This window comes from Aeromonas sp. (assembly GCF_050252055.1).
Taxonomy (GTDB): domain Bacteria; phylum Pseudomonadota; class Gammaproteobacteria; order Enterobacterales; family Aeromonadaceae; genus Aeromonas; species Aeromonas caviae.
The window spans coordinates 357318-373601 of sequence record NZ_JBFWLQ010000003.1 but is presented as its reverse complement, the minus strand read 5'-3'; the positions used below and the strand labels follow the sequence as shown (position 1 = coordinate 373601).

13 protein-coding genes are annotated in these 16284 nt (G+C 63.5%); 8 read left to right on the top strand and 5 right to left on the bottom strand.

What is annotated here, in order from left to right; genetic code table 11:
- Nucleotides 1-54 precede the first annotated feature (54 nt).
- From AB7E19_RS07735 to dedD, 5 genes are all read left to right on the top strand, one after another.
- Nucleotides 55-2181 carry a FimV/HubP family polar landmark protein gene (locus AB7E19_RS07735; RefSeq protein WP_427934868.1) on the top strand — a complete coding sequence of 709 codons (2127 nt, stop codon included), beginning with the start codon at nt 55-57 and terminating at the stop codon, nt 2179-2181.
- A 166-nt stretch (nt 2182-2347) separates the two neighbouring features.
- Nucleotides 2348-3157 (top strand): tRNA pseudouridine(38-40) synthase TruA, encoded by an 810-nt coding sequence (gene truA / locus AB7E19_RS07730; RefSeq protein ID WP_041214976.1) that lies wholly within the window; start codon nt 2348-2350, stop codon nt 3155-3157.
- 119 nt (nt 3158-3276) lie between these two features.
- Nucleotides 3277-4140: an acetyl-CoA carboxylase, carboxyltransferase subunit beta gene (gene accD, locus AB7E19_RS07725; RefSeq protein WP_010675139.1), complete on the top strand. Its 864-nt coding sequence runs from the start codon at nt 3277-3279 to the stop codon at nt 4138-4140.
- A gap of 2 nt (nt 4141-4142) precedes the next feature.
- Complete coding sequence (gene folC / locus AB7E19_RS07720; protein WP_427934866.1) at nt 4143-5402, top strand: bifunctional tetrahydrofolate synthase/dihydrofolate synthase; 1260 nt, start codon at nt 4143-4145, stop codon at nt 5400-5402.
- A 179-nt stretch (nt 5403-5581) separates the two neighbouring features.
- A complete protein-coding gene (dedD, locus tag AB7E19_RS07715; protein ID WP_069785214.1) occupies nt 5582-6388 on the top strand; it encodes a cell division protein DedD in 807 nt (268 codons plus the stop codon).
- 105 nt (nt 6389-6493) lie between these two features.
- Here dedD and AB7E19_RS07710 read toward each other — a convergent pair whose 3' ends face one another.
- From AB7E19_RS07710 to AB7E19_RS07695, 4 genes are all read right to left on the bottom strand, one after another.
- Nucleotides 6494-6838, bottom strand: a complete 345-nt coding sequence (locus AB7E19_RS07710; RefSeq protein ID WP_029314727.1) for a TusE/DsrC/DsvC family sulfur relay protein — start codon at nt 6836-6838, stop codon at nt 6494-6496.
- Nucleotides 6839-6950: 112 nt separating this feature from the next.
- A complete protein-coding gene (gene yccS, locus AB7E19_RS07705) occupies nt 6951-9101 on the bottom strand; it encodes a YccS family putative transporter (protein ID WP_427934864.1) in 2151 nt (716 codons plus the stop codon).
- A 179-nt stretch (nt 9102-9280) separates the two neighbouring features.
- Nucleotides 9281-9937: a Bax inhibitor-1/YccA family protein gene (locus AB7E19_RS07700; protein WP_010675134.1), complete on the bottom strand. Its 657-nt coding sequence runs from the start codon at nt 9935-9937 to the stop codon at nt 9281-9283.
- Nucleotides 9938-10100: 163 nt separating this feature from the next.
- Nucleotides 10101-11039: a helix-turn-helix transcriptional regulator gene (locus AB7E19_RS07695; protein WP_041215878.1), complete on the bottom strand. Its 939-nt coding sequence runs from the start codon at nt 11037-11039 to the stop codon at nt 10101-10103.
- Between the two features lie 130 nt (nt 11040-11169).
- Between AB7E19_RS07695 and AB7E19_RS07690 the strand changes: the two genes are divergently transcribed.
- The 3 genes from AB7E19_RS07690 to AB7E19_RS07680 all read left to right on the top strand — a co-directional run bounded on the left by AB7E19_RS07690 (nt 11170) and on the right by AB7E19_RS07680 (nt 14866).
- Nucleotides 11170-13326 (top strand): TonB-dependent siderophore receptor, encoded by a 2157-nt coding sequence (locus tag AB7E19_RS07690; protein WP_322131604.1) that lies wholly within the window; start codon nt 11170-11172, stop codon nt 13324-13326.
- 96 nt (nt 13327-13422) lie between these two features.
- Nucleotides 13423-14469 carry an alpha/beta hydrolase gene (locus AB7E19_RS07685; RefSeq protein ID WP_322131605.1) on the top strand — a complete coding sequence of 349 codons (1047 nt, stop codon included), beginning with the start codon at nt 13423-13425 and terminating at the stop codon, nt 14467-14469.
- A 136-nt stretch (nt 14470-14605) separates the two neighbouring features.
- Nucleotides 14606-14866 (top strand): DUF6719 family protein, encoded by a 261-nt coding sequence (locus tag AB7E19_RS07680; RefSeq protein ID WP_322131606.1) that lies wholly within the window; start codon nt 14606-14608, stop codon nt 14864-14866.
- Between the two features lie 104 nt (nt 14867-14970).
- Here the strand turns inward: AB7E19_RS07680 and prpF are convergent, their stop codons facing one another.
- Nucleotides 14971-16170: a 2-methylaconitate cis-trans isomerase PrpF gene (gene prpF, locus AB7E19_RS07675; RefSeq protein WP_322131607.1), complete on the bottom strand. Its 1200-nt coding sequence runs from the start codon at nt 16168-16170 to the stop codon at nt 14971-14973.
- Nucleotides 16171-16284 lie beyond the last annotated feature (114 nt).

The following is a 16284-nucleotide window of genomic DNA, read 5'->3' as shown; positions in this document are numbered from 1 at the left end:
GGGTAACTATCCAGATTTTTCAATGTGATAGGGCCGTCATACGAAGGAACGAATATGGGACATTCCCGCATAACGCTGGCAACGCTACTCGCATTGGGGCTTCTGGGCACGGTTCAGGCCGAAGAGGGGGCGCGAGAACCCTTCTTTGTCGAACTCAAGGGACCGGATGGCTCACCGCCCCCCGCGGTGCAACCAGAGCCCCGGGCCCAGCCCGTGGCGCCCGTCACCCTGCCCAGAGCCGAGCCCATCGTGCGTCAGGTGCCTGCTGCGTCGGCTGGCAGTTATGGTCCCGTGCGTCCCACCGATACCCTCTGGAGTCTGGCGAGCAAGCATCGCCCTTCCAACCGGGTAAGCGTCTACCAGACCATGGTGGCCATCTATGACAAGAACCCCCGAAGCTTCGCAGACGGCAACATCAACCATATTCTGGTGGGTTCCCACATCCTGCTGCCCACCGCCGCAGAGGCGGGGCGCATCACGGATGCCGAAGCACGCCGTCGCTTCAACAGCGATAACGCGAGCTGGAAGGGGCTGAGCCCCAAATACCTGGCCAACAAGCAATCCCACGTCGCCCAGCCGGTGGTGAGCAAGCCTGCTCCGGCCAAGCCGGCTGTCGTGGCCAAGAATACACCGCCCAAGGCGGCGCCGATCCCGGCGGCACCCAAGGCAACGGCTCCAGCCCCCGAGGTGAAGGAGACCGCCAAGGCGGCTGTCTCCACCCCCGTGGTGGTGAGCGCTGCTGCGAGCAGCGCCGTCAGCACGGCGCCGGCGCCCCTGCCCGCCACTGCGGTGGGCAAACCCTCTACCGAGATGGCGCTGGCCCTGGAAGATGCCAACGCCCAGCTCGGCCAGGTCACCGAGATGAACCACAGGCTCAAGCTGCGTCTGCAAGCCCTGACCGAAGAGGTGGAGACCCTCAAGGCCCAGTTGCAGGATCAGACCGCCCTGCAAAAAGAGGTGGCGGAACTCAAGGCCAATCCGACGCCTCCCGTGGTGGCGCCGGTGCCCAAACAGAGCTGGCTGATGGAGCTGCTCTCTTCGCCGCTCAATCTCGCCATGATCATCCTGCTGCCGGTACTCCTGGTGCTTGCCCTGGTCACGCTCTGGCTGCGTGCTCGTGCCCGCCGCGAGCTGGAAGAGCAGGAGAAGAGCCTCTCCGAGTCGACCTCCATGGTCATGGGAGACGAGAACAGCGAGTTTGATCAGTTGATGACGGTGGGCATCGCGGATGACGAGCCCCTCCATGGCATGCCGGATCTCAACGAGCCGGAAGTGAGCAGGAAGCAAGATGGCGCCAGTGCTGCCGCCGATGTCATCTTCCGGGATGACGAGACGGCGCTCTCCGCTTTTGATGTGGAGCCTGCGGTGACGACGGCGAACCGGGATCCGGATCTGGTGCCCGAGCTGGATCTGGCCCACGAGGGGGACTTCGATCTGCCCGTGGTGCCGGAACTCGATCTCTCCGACGAGCCCACCTCCTCTGCTCGTGGTCATGACGAGATCATGACCGAGGAGGAGCTGCAGGCCGCCCTGTTTGCCGAGCTGGACGCGGATCTGGAAGCGGATCTGGCCCAGGCCCAGGAGGAGAGCCGCAGCCAGCGTGACGAGACACTGGCCAACTTCGATCTGAGCGATCTAGAGACCGGGTTTGGCGAGCCGACCGACGATGAGCTTGCCGCCAAGGCGCCGCACATCGACGAGACGGGGTTTGGCAAGGACGATGTGGACGACATGCTGGCCGAGCTCGGGCTGGAGCCCACCAAGCCGGCGGCGTCCGAGTGGGATCCCAGCGAGCTGGCCCTGGCGGACTTCGAGGATGCCTTCGCCGAGGTGGAGTCCCATCAGGGGGAGGTGAAACCCCGCGAGCAGGTGCAAGACAGCGACTTTGTTGAAATCGACAAGCTGCTGGCCGATGCCGATGCCAGCAGCACGGAGCAGGAACCCTATCAGGGCTTCTCTCTGGATGTGGGGCTGGACGGTTTCCCCGAGGTGCTGCCGGAGTCCAACGGCTTTGATGTGGATGCCGATGACGGCGGGGTGGGGGCCAAGCTGGATCTGGCCCGGGCCTACCTCGAGATCGACGACAAGGAGAGCGCCCGCGAGCTGCTGGAAGAGGCGGTGGCCCAGGGCAGCGAGCACCAGCGCAGCGAGGCGCAGAAGCTGCTCAAGCGCCTGGGCTAGGCAGGCCCTTGTCATCCATGCACCAGAGAGGGCAGCCCGCGGGCTGCTCTCTCTCTTTGGGGACCCCGCACCGCGGCCTCGCCCGGTCTGGGACTTTTGAGCCTGAGCGCGTATAATCCGCCCCGTTTCTTTCACTGCATCCTTTCATCAGAAGACACCGTTACCCATGCGAATTGCCCTTGGTATTGAATATGACGGCAGCCGGTACTTCGGCTGGCAGCGCCAGCGCGAAGTGATCAGCGTTCAGGAGGAGCTGGAAAAAGCCCTCAGCCGCATCGCCAACCACCCCGTCTCCATCCAGTGTGCCGGTCGCACCGATGCGGGGGTGCATGCCACCGGCCAGGTGATCCACTTCGATACCGAGTCGAACCGCGCAGAAGGCGCCTGGACCCTGGGGCTCAACTCCAACCTGCCCCCTGACATCGCCGTGCGCTGGGTCAGGGAGGTGGACGAGCATTTCCATGCCCGCTTCAGCGCCACCGCCCGTCGCTACCGTTACGTCATCTACAACCACAACTACCGCCCGGCGATCCTGGGCCAAGGCGTCAGCCACTACCACGAAGCCATCGATGCGACGCTGATGCACCAGGCCGGCCAGAGCCTGCTGGGGGAGCACGACTTCAGCACCTTCCGGGCTGTCGCCTGTCAGTCCAACACCCCCTGGCGCAATGTGACCCACCTGTGTGTCAGCCGTTCCGGCCCCTACATCGTGCTCGACATCAAGGCCAACGCCTTCCTGCATCACATGGTGCGCAACATCACCGGCTCCCTGCTGCTGGTGGGGCAGGGGCTTCAACCGGTGGAGTGGATTGCCGAGGTGCTGGCGGCGAAGGATCGCAACCTGGCGGGCCCGACCGCCAAGGCGGGCGGCCTCTATCTGGTGGATGTGGATTACCCGGCCGAATTCGGGTTGCCCCGGCCGCCCCTCGGCCCGCTGTGGCTGCCGGACTCGGCACCGGGTACGACCAGTTTTTAGTAACTGGGCCCGAAAATTTGTGGTTTAATGATCCGTCGTTTATTGCCATCGAGCCGTTAAGTCATTGAACAATCAAGGCTCGATGTGTTTTGTCAGGCACAAATGCATTAAGGAATTCCATGAGCTGGCTTGAGAAGATCCTTCCCAAGAGCAAGATCACCACACCGCGTCGTCACAACATTCCGGAAGGGGTGTGGACCAAGTGTACTGCTTGCGAACAGGTGCTCTACCGGGCAGAGCTGGAGCGCAATCTCGAAGTGTGCCCCAAGTGTGACCATCATATGCGCATCAGCGCACGTGCCCGTCTCGAGAGCTTCCTCGACGCCGAGGGACGCAGCGAAGTCGCGGCCGAGCTGGAGCCGCAAGACATCCTGAAATTCAAGGATTCCAAGCGCTACAAGGATCGTTTGTCTGCCGCCCAGAAAGAGACGGGCGAGAAGGATGCGCTGGTGGTGATGAAGGGGACCCTCAAGGGGGTACCGGTCGTCGCCTGTTCATTCGAGTTCTCCTTCATCGGGGGCTCCATGTCCTCCGTGGTCGGTGCCCGCTTCGTGCGCGCCGTCGAGGAGAGCATCAAGGAGGGCCGCGGCCTGGTCTGCTTCTCCACCTCCGGTGGTGCGCGGATGCAGGAAGCCCTGTTCTCCCTGATGCAGATGGCGAAGACCAGTGCGGCCCTAGATCGCCTCACCAAGGCGGGCCTGCCCTTCATCTCCGTGCTGACCGACCCCACCATGGGTGGCGTCTCCGCGAGTCTGGCCATGCTGGGTGACATCAACGTAGGCGAACCCAAGGCGCTGATCGGCTTTGCCGGCCCTCGCGTCATCGAGCAGACCGTGCGCGAGAAACTGCCGGAAGGCTTCCAGCGCTCCGAGTTCCTGCTGGAGAAGGGTGCCATCGATCTCATCATCGACAGACGCGAAATGCGCAACCGCCTGGCCGGTCTGCTGGCCAAGCTGATGAACACTCAGGTCATCGAAGACTGAAGATGAGTTCACACATGCAACAATCCCAAAGCCGGTCGCTGGTCGACTGGCTTTCTTATTTGGAGCAGATCCACCCGGCCAACATCGACATGGGGCTGGAGCGGGTCGGCACGGTTGCCCGCCGCATGGGCCTCACCGAACTGCCGTTCAAGGTGATCACGGTGGCGGGCACCAACGGCAAGGGCTCCTCCTGCGCCATGGCTGCCAGCATCCTGATGGCCGCCGGCTACCGGGTCGGTGTCTACTCCTCCCCCCATCTGCTGCGCTTTACCGAGCGGGTGCGCGTCAATGGCCAGGAGCTGGCCGATGGCGATCACTGCGCGGCCTTTGCCGAGGTGGAAGCCGCCCGGGGCGACATCGCCCTCACCTTCTTCGAGTTCGCCACCCTGGCAGGTCTGTGGCTGTTTCGCCGCGCCGTGCCCGATGTGCTCTTGCTGGAAGTGGGGCTGGGGGGGCGGCTCGATGCCACCAATGTGGTGGAATCGGACGTCGCCCTGATCACCTCCATTGCCCTGGATCACTGCGACTGGCTCGGGGATACCCGGGAGGCGGTGGCAGTGGAGAAGGCTGGCGTCTATCGCAAAGGTAAACCCGCCATCAGCGGGGAGCCCAATCCGCCGTCGACCATCGCAAGCGAAGCGGCGCGCCTCGGCGCCTGCCTGCGTCAGGTCGGCATCGATTTTCGTGGTGACGAGCATGAAGGTGACTGGGATTATCACGGCCTGCACCACTGGTCGGGATTGCCCAAACCGGCCCTGCCGCTGATGAATGCGGTCACCGTGCTGGCGGCGCTGGAGTCCCTCGGTCTGCCATTGGCGGAGTCCGCCATCCGCGACGGCCTGGCCAATGCCCGCCTTGCTGGCCGGATGCAGCAGTTGCAAACCTCGCCGCTGGTCATCGTCGACGTGGCCCACAATCCCCACTCTGCCGCCTATCTCGCCAGCCAGTTGCGCCAGCTCCCCGGCAAGGGCAAGCGCCGCGCCGTGGTTGGCATGCTCAAGGACAAGGACATGGCGGGGTCGCTGGCCGAGCTTGACGGTCTGATTGACGAGTGGTTCCTGGCAAGCCTCCACGGCCCGCGCGCGGCCACGGCCGACCAGTTGGCGACGGCCCTTGGCAGCGGCCGGGGCGCGGCGCTCACCTTTGCCAGCGTGGGGGATGCCTACGGCGCCGCCTTGGCCGCATCGAGTCCTGACGATATGGTCATTGTGTTCGGCTCGTTTTACACTGTCGCCGACGTGCTGGCTCTGGGCGCGGTCTGAGCCGTTCGCTCCCCTGGCTCCGTCATCGTGACGACGGGCCGGGTTTTGCACTGGATAATCCCCTTTCAGGCCAAGTGGGTGGCGAGGGACCCGGCTTCGCCAGCCGGCGTGAGGGGAGGCGTTCTTTGCGAAGTGTGCAAGATTGCAATGGATCCTAAGTAACATGGGTGGAAATTAACTTGGCTTCGAAGTTTCAAAACAGATTGGTGGGGACCGTCATCCTGGTCGCCCTGGTGGTCATCTTTCTGCCGGACCTGATGGACGGCAACAAGCTGGAGCAGAAGGACGAGGCCTTCGCCAAGATCCCCCTGCGTCCGGAGCTCGAGCCCGCCAAACCTGCGCTTCAGGTCTCGGCGGCGAGCACCCTGCCGGCCGAGCATCTGGCGAGTCAGCAGCAGGCCTCTGCCGCGACCCAGTGGCAGGTAGAGGAGATTGGCGATACCGTGACCCTGGCCAATCAGGGGGGAGCCAATCCAGCGGGAGCCAGTCAGGCTCCCATCACCCAGCAGCAGCCGGTACAGGCCGTGGCGCAACCCAAGCCCCAGCCCAAACCCGAGCCCAAGCCGGAAGTGATCGCCAAGAAACCGGTGGAGCAGCCCAAACCCAAGCCGGTGCCAACCAAGCCGGTAGAGGTGCAAAAACCGGTGGAGGCCAAGCCACAGGCGGGCCAGATCAAGACCATGGATGATCTCATCGCGAGCAAGATGGCCCAGCCGACTACGGCACCGGCAGCAGCAGCCCCGGCTCAGGGGAGCTGGATCCTGCAGCTCGGCGCCTTCAAGAATGCAGACAGCGTCAATGCCCTGGTGAGCAAGCTGAGGGCGGCGGGCTACTCGGCCCAGACGTCGCCGAGAACCCCGGTGCAGGGGCAGATCAACCGGGTCTTCATCGGACCGGATGTCTCCAAGGCCAAGTTGCAGGGCATGCAGAGCCGGATCAGCCAGATGACGGGCTTGAGCGGCTCCGTGGTGGCCTACAACCCCTGACAGGACGATGAAATGAAAAGACCGCGCCTCATGGCAACATGGGCGCGGTCTTTTTTTGTGTCCAACACGGGGGAGGCAGTGTGGCTATCGGGCTGCCGAGGAGGCCTAGATGCACTTCACCGGCTTGGGGAGGCCTGCGATCTTGGTGGCCTGCTTGGCGGGGCCTTCCGGGAACAACTTGTAGAGGTAGCGGCTGTTGCCCTTCTCCGGGCCATACTGCTTTTCCATTGCCTTGACCAGGGCGCGGATGGCGGGGGAGGTGTTGAACTCCAGATAGAAGGCCCGCACGAAACGCACCACTTCCCAGTGAGGATCCTCCAGCACTATCCCCTCTTTCTCGGCCAGCACCAGGGCCAGCGCCTCGCTCCATTGCTCGCTGTGGCGCAGATAGCCCTGGGCATCGGTCTCGATGAGTTGGCCGTTGAACTGCAAATGATGTGCCTCGGACATGACGCTTCCTCGAAAAGGCTATCTCAATGGGGCGGGCATGGTAGCGCCTTGCGTCCCGTCCGGCAACCGGGGCGGCGCTTGGCGCCTGCCTCGGGCGGGACAGGCCCGGCGGCTATGTCCGGCTAGGTTCGCCCTGACCTGTCAGCAGCTGGCCGTCGTTGGCCAGCATCAACAGCTCGTCTGCCAACTGGCTGATGAGAGAGAGCTGCTGGCTCAGCATCAGCTGCTCCTCGCTGCTCTCCGGAGCGATGGTCGGACAGGTTCCCGCGAGCGGCGTCGGCATCTGCCCCGCCAGGTGATCGGCGGCCTGCTCCAGGGTCTGGCTGATGTGGCGGCTTATCTCCTCCAGCCCCTCGATGGGCTCGAGTTTGTCGCGATGGGCCCCGAGCGCCGAGATATAGGAGAGCAGGGCATGGTTGCGCCAGGTGAGAGTGAAGCAGAGATCCAGGAAGCGGCGGCGTTTGCTCGGCTCCACCAGCATGCTCTGCCAGGCCATGGCCAGCTCGCTGTCGGCGAGGTGGGCACACTTGCGGGCCACCCGGTAGTCCAGGGATTCATCCCGTTGGCGATGCAGGCTGGCGAGTACCGCCGAGAGGTACTTCGCATTGGCGGACAGGGAGTTGGCGATAAGGGTCGGCAACCGCTTGTATTGCCAGTCAGGCCAGAGCCAGGCCACCAGGGCGTAGGAGAGCAGGCAGCCGAGCAGGGTATCGAGCAGCCGGGGTCCGAGGATGGCGAAGCCGATGCCATCCAGCAGGTTGAACGCCATCAGCACGTAGAGGGTGATGAAGCAGACGGCGGCGCTGTAGTTGCTGCGCACCTGGGTGAAAAACAGGAAGGCGGCGAGCCCCATGATCCCCAGTTGCAGGTGCAGCTCGGGGAAGAACCAGAGCACGGGCACGCCGATGAGGATACCGGCGAAGGTGCCGAGCATCCGCTGCACCAGGCGACGGCGGGTGGCGCTGTAGCTCGGCTGGCAGACGAACAATACGGTGAGCAGGATCCAGTACCCCTTGTCCAGGTGAAACGCCTGCAGAATGCAATAGCCCACGACCAGCCCGAGGGAGAGCCGCAGGGCATGGCGAAACACCATGGAGTTGGGGGTCAGGTGCTGCCTGAGCAATGCCAGCAGGGGCAGGGCGACCGGCCGTGCCAGGGGAGGCAGGCTGGTGGGGGGCGCGGCGGGGTTTTGCAGCTCTTCGGCGCTTTGCAGCAACTGGTTGATGCTGGCCAGGTTGCGACGCAGGAACTTCATCGGTGTCAGCAGGGTCTTGGGGTAGTGCTGCTTGAGGTGGGTGAACTCCAGCTGATCGCCGAGGGCCTCCAGGGTCCAGTGAATGCGTTTGTGGTGGGTGTAGGGCTTGTGCACCAGGATGGCGTAGCCAAGCTGCTGACAGGCGTCGGCAAGCTGTGACAGCACCTCCTGGAAGCCGTCGAGGACGATGCCCTGCTTGAGCTCTGCTTCCAGCTTGCTGTAGGGGTAGTGGCTGGAGGTGGCCCGCTCCTGGATCTCCAGGGCAAGCAGGTAGAGGCGCAGCAGGCCCGCGAGCTCGGGGGCAACCCCGTGGCGGCCGGGGGCATGAAGACGGGCATTGAGCGCCGTCTTGGCCTGGTTCAGGGCATTGACCAGGTTGATGTTGAGCTGGGCCAGATTGTGGCGGATGGCCTGGGCGCCGTGTTCATCGGCCGGGAAGAAGCGGGATTTCTCCTGCAAATAGCGGGCGAGGGCGAAGTAGCTCTGGGCCAGTTGCTCGTGCAGGGTCTTGTAGGGCAGCAGCCAGAGCCAGACCAGGGACACCAGGCCGTACCAGAGGGCCCCGGCGCACAGGGCCAGCGGCTGATAGAAGAGATCCGGCGCCTTGGCGGCCCCCAGCATGGTGTAGATGGCAATCAGCAGGGAACCAAAGCTGATGGTGGCGTAGCGCTGGCCGAGGGCACCCACCATGACGAAGATAAAGGTGGAGCCCGCGAGCCCGATGGCAAAGAGCCAGGGAGTGGGGAAGAGATACTGCACGCACAATGAGGCGAACAGGAAGCAGAGCAGGGTCATGGCGAGGTTCTTGACCCGGCCCCAGAGGCTGTCGTCGGTCTCGGCGATGGCGCCGGCCACCACCCCGAGGGAGAGCAGCACGGTGAGCTGGATGTCACCGGTTGCCAGCGCGAAGGCGAGCAGCCCCGCGATGGCGAGCAGGACCTTGAGGGCGAAATAGATGTGGCTGTCTGTCAGCAGCCGGCGAAGCAGGCCGGAGAAATCCATCGGCATGGGATGAAGGCAACCCTTGAGCGAAACGAAAGTGACAGCATAACCTGTCGATAACGAAACGGCCCTGATTTGGATCAGGGCCACTTCGCTTCATATCCTTGATTTGCAACTTATCCTGACAGAAATGGGCGCCAATAAAAACCCCGCCGAAGCGGGGTCTTGTGCATCTTATGCATCCATCAGTTGCGGTTGCCGCCAAGCAGGCTCAGCAGGCTCAGGAAGATGTTGTAGATGGAGACATACAGGGTGACGGTGGCAGAGATGTAGTTGGTCTCGCCGCCGCGCACGATCTGCTGGGTGGTCAGCAGGATGGCGCCGGAGGAGAAGAGCATGAACATGGCGGACAGGGCCAGGCTCAGGGCGCTCATCTGCAGGAAGATGTTGGCGACCATGGCTACCAGCAGTACCCAGAACCCGACGAACAGCATGCCGCCGAGGAAGGAGAGATCCCGCTTGGTGGTCAGGGCATAGGCAGACAGGCCGAAGAAGGTGAGCGCAGTACCGCCCAGCGCCGTCATCACGATCTCGCCGCCGCCGTTGTTCATGTACATGTTGATGATGGGGCCGAGGCTATAGCCCAGCAGGCCGGTCAGGGCGAAGGTGAACACCAGCCCCATGCCGTTGTCACGGTTCTTCTCGGTCAGGAACATCAGGCCGTAGACACCGATGAGGAACACGGCCCAGTGCAGGGGCGGCATGTTCATGACGGTCGCTACCCCGGCTACCACGGCTGAGAAGCCAAGAGTGAGGGAGAGCAGCATGTAGGTGTTGCGCAGCACCTTGTTGGTGTCGCGCACGGCACCCTGGGTGCCAGTGTAGATAGAACGGGTATCCATCTTGATGTCCTCTTGATTTCCGGGGTGAAGCGACCAGTTGTGCTTCGTTAACGCATTGTATGCACTGAATGTGTGGATGACGAGCGCTGATTTCAAGCGCCACCCCACCTGCGTGGTGCCTACTATCCCAGAGCAAAGATGTATTGCGCATGAACAAGGAGGCTCAAGGCGTTGCAGAGGGCGCCAGCTCCTGCTCTTTACCCTGTCTGGCGATCCGCGTCGGCGAGAAGCCGAACTGCTTTCTAAACGCCGTGATGAAATTGGCCACATGGTCATAGCCGGCGTGGGCGGCGGCGCCTTGCAGAGAGAGGCTGCGCGCCTCCAGCCTGGCCCGCGCTTCTTGCAGCTTTCGCTGGCGAAGGTAGCGCTGCAGGCTCATGCCCAGCTCTTTTTTTGCGGCCCGCTGCAAGGTGGAGACGCTCATGCCGAGGGTGGCCGCGATCTCGGTCAGGGTCATCTCGTCCACTTTTTCATCCCTGAGCAGCATCTTGAGGCGCGTCGGTTGCTCGTTCTGGCGCTGGCAGCAGGGGGAGGCGGCCTGCTGGAGGTGGGTCATCAGGCTCTCCCAGACACTGAGGGCAAAGGCCTTGCGCATCAGCATCTCGGAGGCGTTCTGGCTGCTGGTGAGATTGAGCGCTTCCGCAATCTGTCCAAGCGCCGCGGGCAGGGTCCAGTCGACGCGGCTCAGATGGCGGCTGAAGGTCTGTGCGAAAGCCTTGCGATGCGCCTGTGCCAGATTGTGGGCGAGCCAGGTGTGGTCCAGGGAGAGGACGATGCTGCGGCTGCGCACCTGGGCTTTGGCCGCCCCCTGTACGATGTCGGGCTCGGTATAGAGGATGGCGGTTGCCACTATGGGGTCGGACTCATGGAAGCGACACCCCTTGAGCCTGTGAGTGGCGCCATAGGTCATCAGGGCCCGGCTCTCGAGGGGAATGGCGATGATCAACTGCGGCGGCAACTCCCGCTCGGTGGCGAAGTCTGCCTTGTGAACGATGTCCTTGTTGTGAAAGCGAAGACCCTCCTGGATCACCAGGTTCTCCACCCTGCCGGTGAAGCGCCCCCGCTGGCGTGCGCTGGTATCCCTTGCCACTGTGTCAGTCATGTGCAATTTGACCATGTCGAAGAGTGAAATGACCACACCGCAAAACTGCGGCGGAAGATGGAGTGATATATTAGCCCCCGGAAAATTAAATGAAAATGATTATCATCTCTATCTTGGGGTCATTCTAACTATGGTTGTCTTGAAGGATAAAGCGCGAAGCCCGCTGGCTCTGGCCATCTCTGCCGCTCTGGCCGTCACCGTTGCCGCCCCGGCAGGGGCACACACACCGGACATCAAGCCGGACGAAACCCTGGTCGTCTATGGCAATCCACTCTACGGGATGTCGCCGTCGGAGGAGACGGGAGGCTATGGGGTCGACTCGGCCACCGTCGGCACCAAGACGCCGGCGGCCCTCAAAGACATCCCCCAGTCGATCACCGTGTTGACCAACGACTACATCGAGGAGCGCAACTTCGTGGCGGTGGACGATCTGGCCAAGTACACGCCGGGTCTGCGCACCCTGGTCAACGACAGCGGTCGCTCCTCCATCTTCTCCCGTGGCTATGAATACGACGAAGTGAACCTCAACGGCCTGCCATCGCCCATGCAGAGCAAGTACGGCACCCTGCCGTCGCTGGCGGCGGTGGATCGGGTGGAGATCATGCGGGGCCCTTCCGGCCTCTTCAACAGCACCAGCGAGCTGGGGGGCGTGATCAACATGGTGCTCAAGCGTCCGACCGACGCCTTCAAGGGCTCGGTCACGGCGCGCTATGGCAGCTGGGACAGGCATTACCTGGAGGCGGACATGGGGGGCGCACTCAACGACGAGGGTTCCCTGCGCGGTCGCGTCGTGGTGGCCAATGCCGACATCAAGAACCAGGTGGACTACAACAACAACGACAACGGTACCTACTACGGCACCCTGGAGTTCGATCTCTCGGATCGCACCCGCCTCTCCGTCTACGCCCTGCACCAGACCAAGGACATCCTGCCCACCAACGGCCTGCCGGCGTACAAGGACGGCTCCCTGCTCGACATCGGCCGCAGCACCTACCTGGGGTCGGCTGAAGACTTCTTCGACGCCGACACCACGGATGTGGGGGCCTCGCTGCAACAAGCCTTTGCCAACGGCGGGGTGGGTCAGGTCTCGGCCCGCTACATGGATCACGACATGCGGCTGGAGCAGACCTTCACCAACGGCCCCGTGGACGTGGCGGGCAACACCGGGCTGATGTTCAACGGCCAGGGGAACCAGCAGAAGAACATGGCCTTCGATGCCAACTACAGTCAGATGTTCGATCTGTTGGGGCACAAGAGCGAGTTTGTGCTGGGCTCCGACTACAAGCGCTACGAGTCGGACATTCAGACCTACACCAACCGCAACCTCGGCAAGATCAATGTGTTCGATTTCGACCCGACCCGGGTCGCCAAGCCGGACTACAGCTACACCAAGAATGACCATGAGGAGCAGTCGGAGCTCGGTCTGTATGGCAAGGTGACCTGGCGGCTGATGGAGCCGCTGGCGGTGATCACCGGGGCCCGCGTCTCCTGGTACGATCTGGATGCCGTCAGCACGACCCTGAGTTCCGGAGCCCAGAGCGGCGAGTCCAGTGAGTTCAACGGCAAGCTCACCCCCTACGCGGGGGCCGTCTATGACCTGAGCGACGCACACGCCTGGTATGCCAGCTACTCCAAGGTGTTCAAGCCCCAGACCAGCCAGGACGAGAGCGGCAACCTGCTCAAGCCCCGGGAGGGCAGCCAGTGGGAAACCGGCATCAAGTCCTCGCTGCGTGACGGCCTGCTCAACACCCGGGCGACCCTCTTCCTGATGAAGGACGACAACATCGCGGCCCAGGCCTACGACGATCAGGGCATTGCCATCATCAACACCTACTGGGCCACCGGCAAGGTGGAGACGCAAGGGGTGGAGCTGGAGGCGAGCGGCTATCTCAGCCAGAACTGGATGGTGATGGCCGGCTATACCTTCACCGACATCAAGGAGAAGGCCGGGGATCACAACCCGAAATTCGACACCATCCCCCGTCACACCCTCTCGCTCTGGACCGACTACCACCTGGCCGACTGGGTGCAGGGGCTGCACCTCGGGGCAGGAATGACGGCGGTGAGCGACTACGGCTTCAACCAGAAGGGGGTCGAGACCCATCAGGGGGGCTATGCCCTGTTCGATGCGGCGGTGCGTTACGAGATCAACGACAGGATGCAGGCGACCCTGAACCTCTACAACCTGCTCGACCGGGAGTACTTCTACCGGGTCGGCTCCACCAGCACCTTCAACATGTACGGCGAGCCGGCGAACCTGATGGCAGGCTTCACCTACAAGCTGTAACGACCGACGACAGCAGGGCCTCGGGCCCTGTTGTCGTCTCTGTGCGCCGCCCTACGGGGGATCCCCAAGGCTGGCGACACAATCCTGGTTCATCCAATGACAAGACTCATCATCCTGCTGCTCACCATGATCACACTCTCTTCTGCCCAGGCAGACATGCTCCACTACGCCCAGCGCTTCACCCACCATTCGGCCCTGCTGGGGGAGACGCGGCAATACAGCGTCTCTCTGCCCCAGGAATATGAGCGCGAGCCCGGGGCTCGGTTCCCCGTGCTCTATCTGCTCGACGGGGAGAAGAGTCTGCTGGAGGTTGTCGGCATCACCCGGGCCCTGCGGGCCGGGCTCAATCCGGCGATTCCCCCCCTCATCATCGTCGCGGTGCACAACACCGACCGGATGCGGGATTACACCCCGAGCCACACCATGACCTTGCCCAATGGGGCACCGGCGGGGCCCGGCTATGCCGTGACGGGGGGCGGGCCCCGGTTCCTGCGCTATCTGAGTGAGGAGCTGCGCCCCCTCATCGAGGAGAGGTTTCGGACCCAGGCGCCGGCCCTGCTGGTGGGTCACTCCCTCGGCGGCCTGCTGGCGCTCGATGCACAGGCGCAAGACGGCGGCCAGTTCCAGGGGGGGATCGCCATCGACGCCAGCCTCTGGTTCGACTATCCCCGCAATTACGAGCGCATCGCGTCGGAGTTGACCGGGCCGCTCAGGCACGCCTCCTCGCTGTTTATCGCGGTGGCCAACAACCCCTTCACCCCGGGATTCGGGCGCTCGGCGTTTCACCGGGACCGCCTGCAGCAGTTTGCGCGGCAGGTAGTGGGGGCTCCCGGCACAAACCTGCACGTTACCAGCCGCTACTTCGAGGAGGAGGATCATCACAGCGTCTACCACCCCGCCGTCTATCAGGGACTCCAGTGGCTGTTTCAGGGCTACCGGCTGGATCTGGCGCCCGGGCACTTCAGCCGACAGGGGGTGATCGCCCGCTTTGATGCTCTGAACCGCCACCTCGGCAGCGCACTGCGCCCGGAGCTGGGGAGCCTGCGGGACATCAGGGAGAAGGCCGCGCGCTGGCCGCAGATGGCGATCTCCGTGGACGAGGCCGATGCCTTGCTGACCCACTACTACGGGTCGAAGCCGTGAAAAGCCGATATTTTTGCCTGTGTCTGGAATCGTCACAACGGCGCCGGAGACGGGTGTCGGTCCGGCGCCATCCCTGGGTACACTGCCGAAACGAGGGGCGCCGGGTCGGTGCCCCGACAGAGGCAGGGAGTGAGCGATGGCGGTTGCAGGAAAGAGGGGAGGCATGCTGGCCCTGTGGTGCAGTGCACTCCTGATGTCGGGGTGCAGTGGGTTTGCGCCTGCGCCCATTCCCGTCACCTATCTGAGTCAGGATCCGCCCCTAGGCAGGCTGCCCCTTGGGGAGACCGCCTATGTGGATGACGGTCGCTGCCCACCAGGGCAGGTCAAGCGGCTCATCGGCGGGGACGCGAAGCACAATGTGCCAAGAAAGGTGGAGTGTGTGGCAAGACCGCAATGATGATGTGATTTTCACAGCCTGAAACATCCAAAAAAGAGCCCTGAGGCAGTCGCCTTGGGGCTCTTTTCGTCTGGCTGGCCTGGTCGGTGTGATGCCGCAGCGGGCTAGAAGGCATCTCCAGGGACCCGCACCCAGCCTTCCATCAGGATGCGGGCGGAGCGGGACATCACCGCCTTGGTGACCGTCCACTGTCCCGCGACCTGCTCTGCCTGGGCTCCGACTCTCAGGGTGCCGGAGGGGTGACCAAAGCGCACCGCTTCGCGCTCGCCGCCCCCGGCGGCCAGATTGACGAGGGTGCCGGGAATGGCCGCCGCCGTGCCGATGGCCACGGCGCAGGTGCCCATCATGGCGTGGTGCAGCTTGCCCATGGAGAGGGCCCGCACCAGCAGATCGATCTCGCCGGCAATAATCTCCTTGCCGCTGGCGGTGCGGTAATCCTTGGCGGGTGCGACGAAGGCAATTTTCGGGGTGTGCTGGCGAGTAGCCGCCTCTTCGGGGCGTTTGATGAGCCCCATGCGCAGGGCTCCGGCAACCCGGATCGCCTCGAAACGGGCCAAGGCCTCGAGGTCCGTGTTTATCTGCTCGCGCAGCTCGGTGCCCTCATAACCGATGTCCTCGGCGTTGACGAACACCGTGGGGATGCCGGCGCTGATCAGGGTGGCTTTCAGTACGCCGCTCTTTACAACAGAATCCGGCACCTCCAGATCGTCCACCAGATTGCCGGTGGGGAAGAGGGCGCCGCCGTCTTCACCCTCGTCGGACGGGTCGAGAAACTCCAGTACGATCTCGGCGGCGGGGAAGGTCACCCCGTCCAGCTCGAAATCGCCTGTCTCCTGCACCTGGCCGTTCGTCACCGGCACGTGGGCGAGGATGGTCTTGTCGATATTGGCCTGCCAGATGCGCACCTCGCAGGTGCCGTGCTCCGGGATGCGGGACGGGTCCACCAGGCCGGCGTGGATGGCGAAGGCCCCGGCGCCGGTGGAGAGGTTGCCGCAGTTGCCGCTCCAGTCCACGAATGCCTTGTCGATGGCGACCTGGCCGTAGAGGTAGTCCACATCGTGATCGGGTTGCTGGCTTTTGGAGAGGATCACGCACTTGGCTGTGGAGGAGGTGGCCCCCCCCATGCCGTCCATGTGGGCGCCGTAGGGATCGGGGCTGCCGATGACCCGCAGGAAGAAGGCATCCCGTGCCGGGCCCGGCTGCTGGCAGCGCTCAGGCAGGTCAGATAAGCGAAAGAAGACCCCCTTGCTGGTGCCGCCACGAAGGTAGGTGGCCGGGATTTTTACTTGTGGTATGTGGGCCATAGAGAGTGTCCTGAAAAGAGTCATAGATCCTGCTCCCTCTGGGAGAAGGTGCCCGCAGGGCGGATAAGGGGGATTTCCCCTCACCCCAACCCTCTCCCAAAGGGAGAGGGTGCT

Bases quoted from the DNA above. Each gene is read 5' to 3' on its own strand.
- truA (WP_041214976.1), top strand. From the start codon at position 2,348: ATGCGAATTGCCCTTGGTATTGAATATGACGGCAGCCGGTACTTCGGC.
- yccS (WP_427934864.1), bottom strand. From the start codon at position 9,101: ATGCCGATGGATTTCTCCGGCCTGCTTCGCCGGCTGCTGACAGACAGC.
- AB7E19_RS07700 (WP_010675134.1), bottom strand. From the start codon at position 9,937: ATGGATACCCGTTCTATCTACACTGGCACCCAGGGTGCCGTGCGCGAC.
- accD (WP_010675139.1), top strand. From the start codon at position 3,277: ATGAGCTGGCTTGAGAAGATCCTTCCCAAGAGCAAGATCACCACACCG.
- AB7E19_RS07735 (WP_427934868.1), top strand. From the start codon at position 55: ATGGGACATTCCCGCATAACGCTGGCAACGCTACTCGCATTGGGGCTT.
- AB7E19_RS07690 (WP_322131604.1), top strand. From the start codon at position 11,170: ATGGTTGTCTTGAAGGATAAAGCGCGAAGCCCGCTGGCTCTGGCCATC.
- AB7E19_RS07680 (WP_322131606.1), top strand. From the start codon at position 14,606: ATGGCGGTTGCAGGAAAGAGGGGAGGCATGCTGGCCCTGTGGTGCAGT.
- AB7E19_RS07685 (WP_322131605.1), top strand. From the start codon at position 13,423: ATGACAAGACTCATCATCCTGCTGCTCACCATGATCACACTCTCTTCT.
- folC (WP_427934866.1), top strand. From the start codon at position 4,143: ATGAGTTCACACATGCAACAATCCCAAAGCCGGTCGCTGGTCGACTGG.
- AB7E19_RS07695 (WP_041215878.1), bottom strand. From the start codon at position 11,039: ATGACTGACACAGTGGCAAGGGATACCAGCGCACGCCAGCGGGGGCGC.
- prpF (WP_322131607.1), bottom strand. From the start codon at position 16,170: ATGGCCCACATACCACAAGTAAAAATCCCGGCCACCTACCTTCGTGGC.
- AB7E19_RS07710 (WP_029314727.1), bottom strand. From the start codon at position 6,838: ATGTCCGAGGCACATCATTTGCAGTTCAACGGCCAACTCATCGAGACC.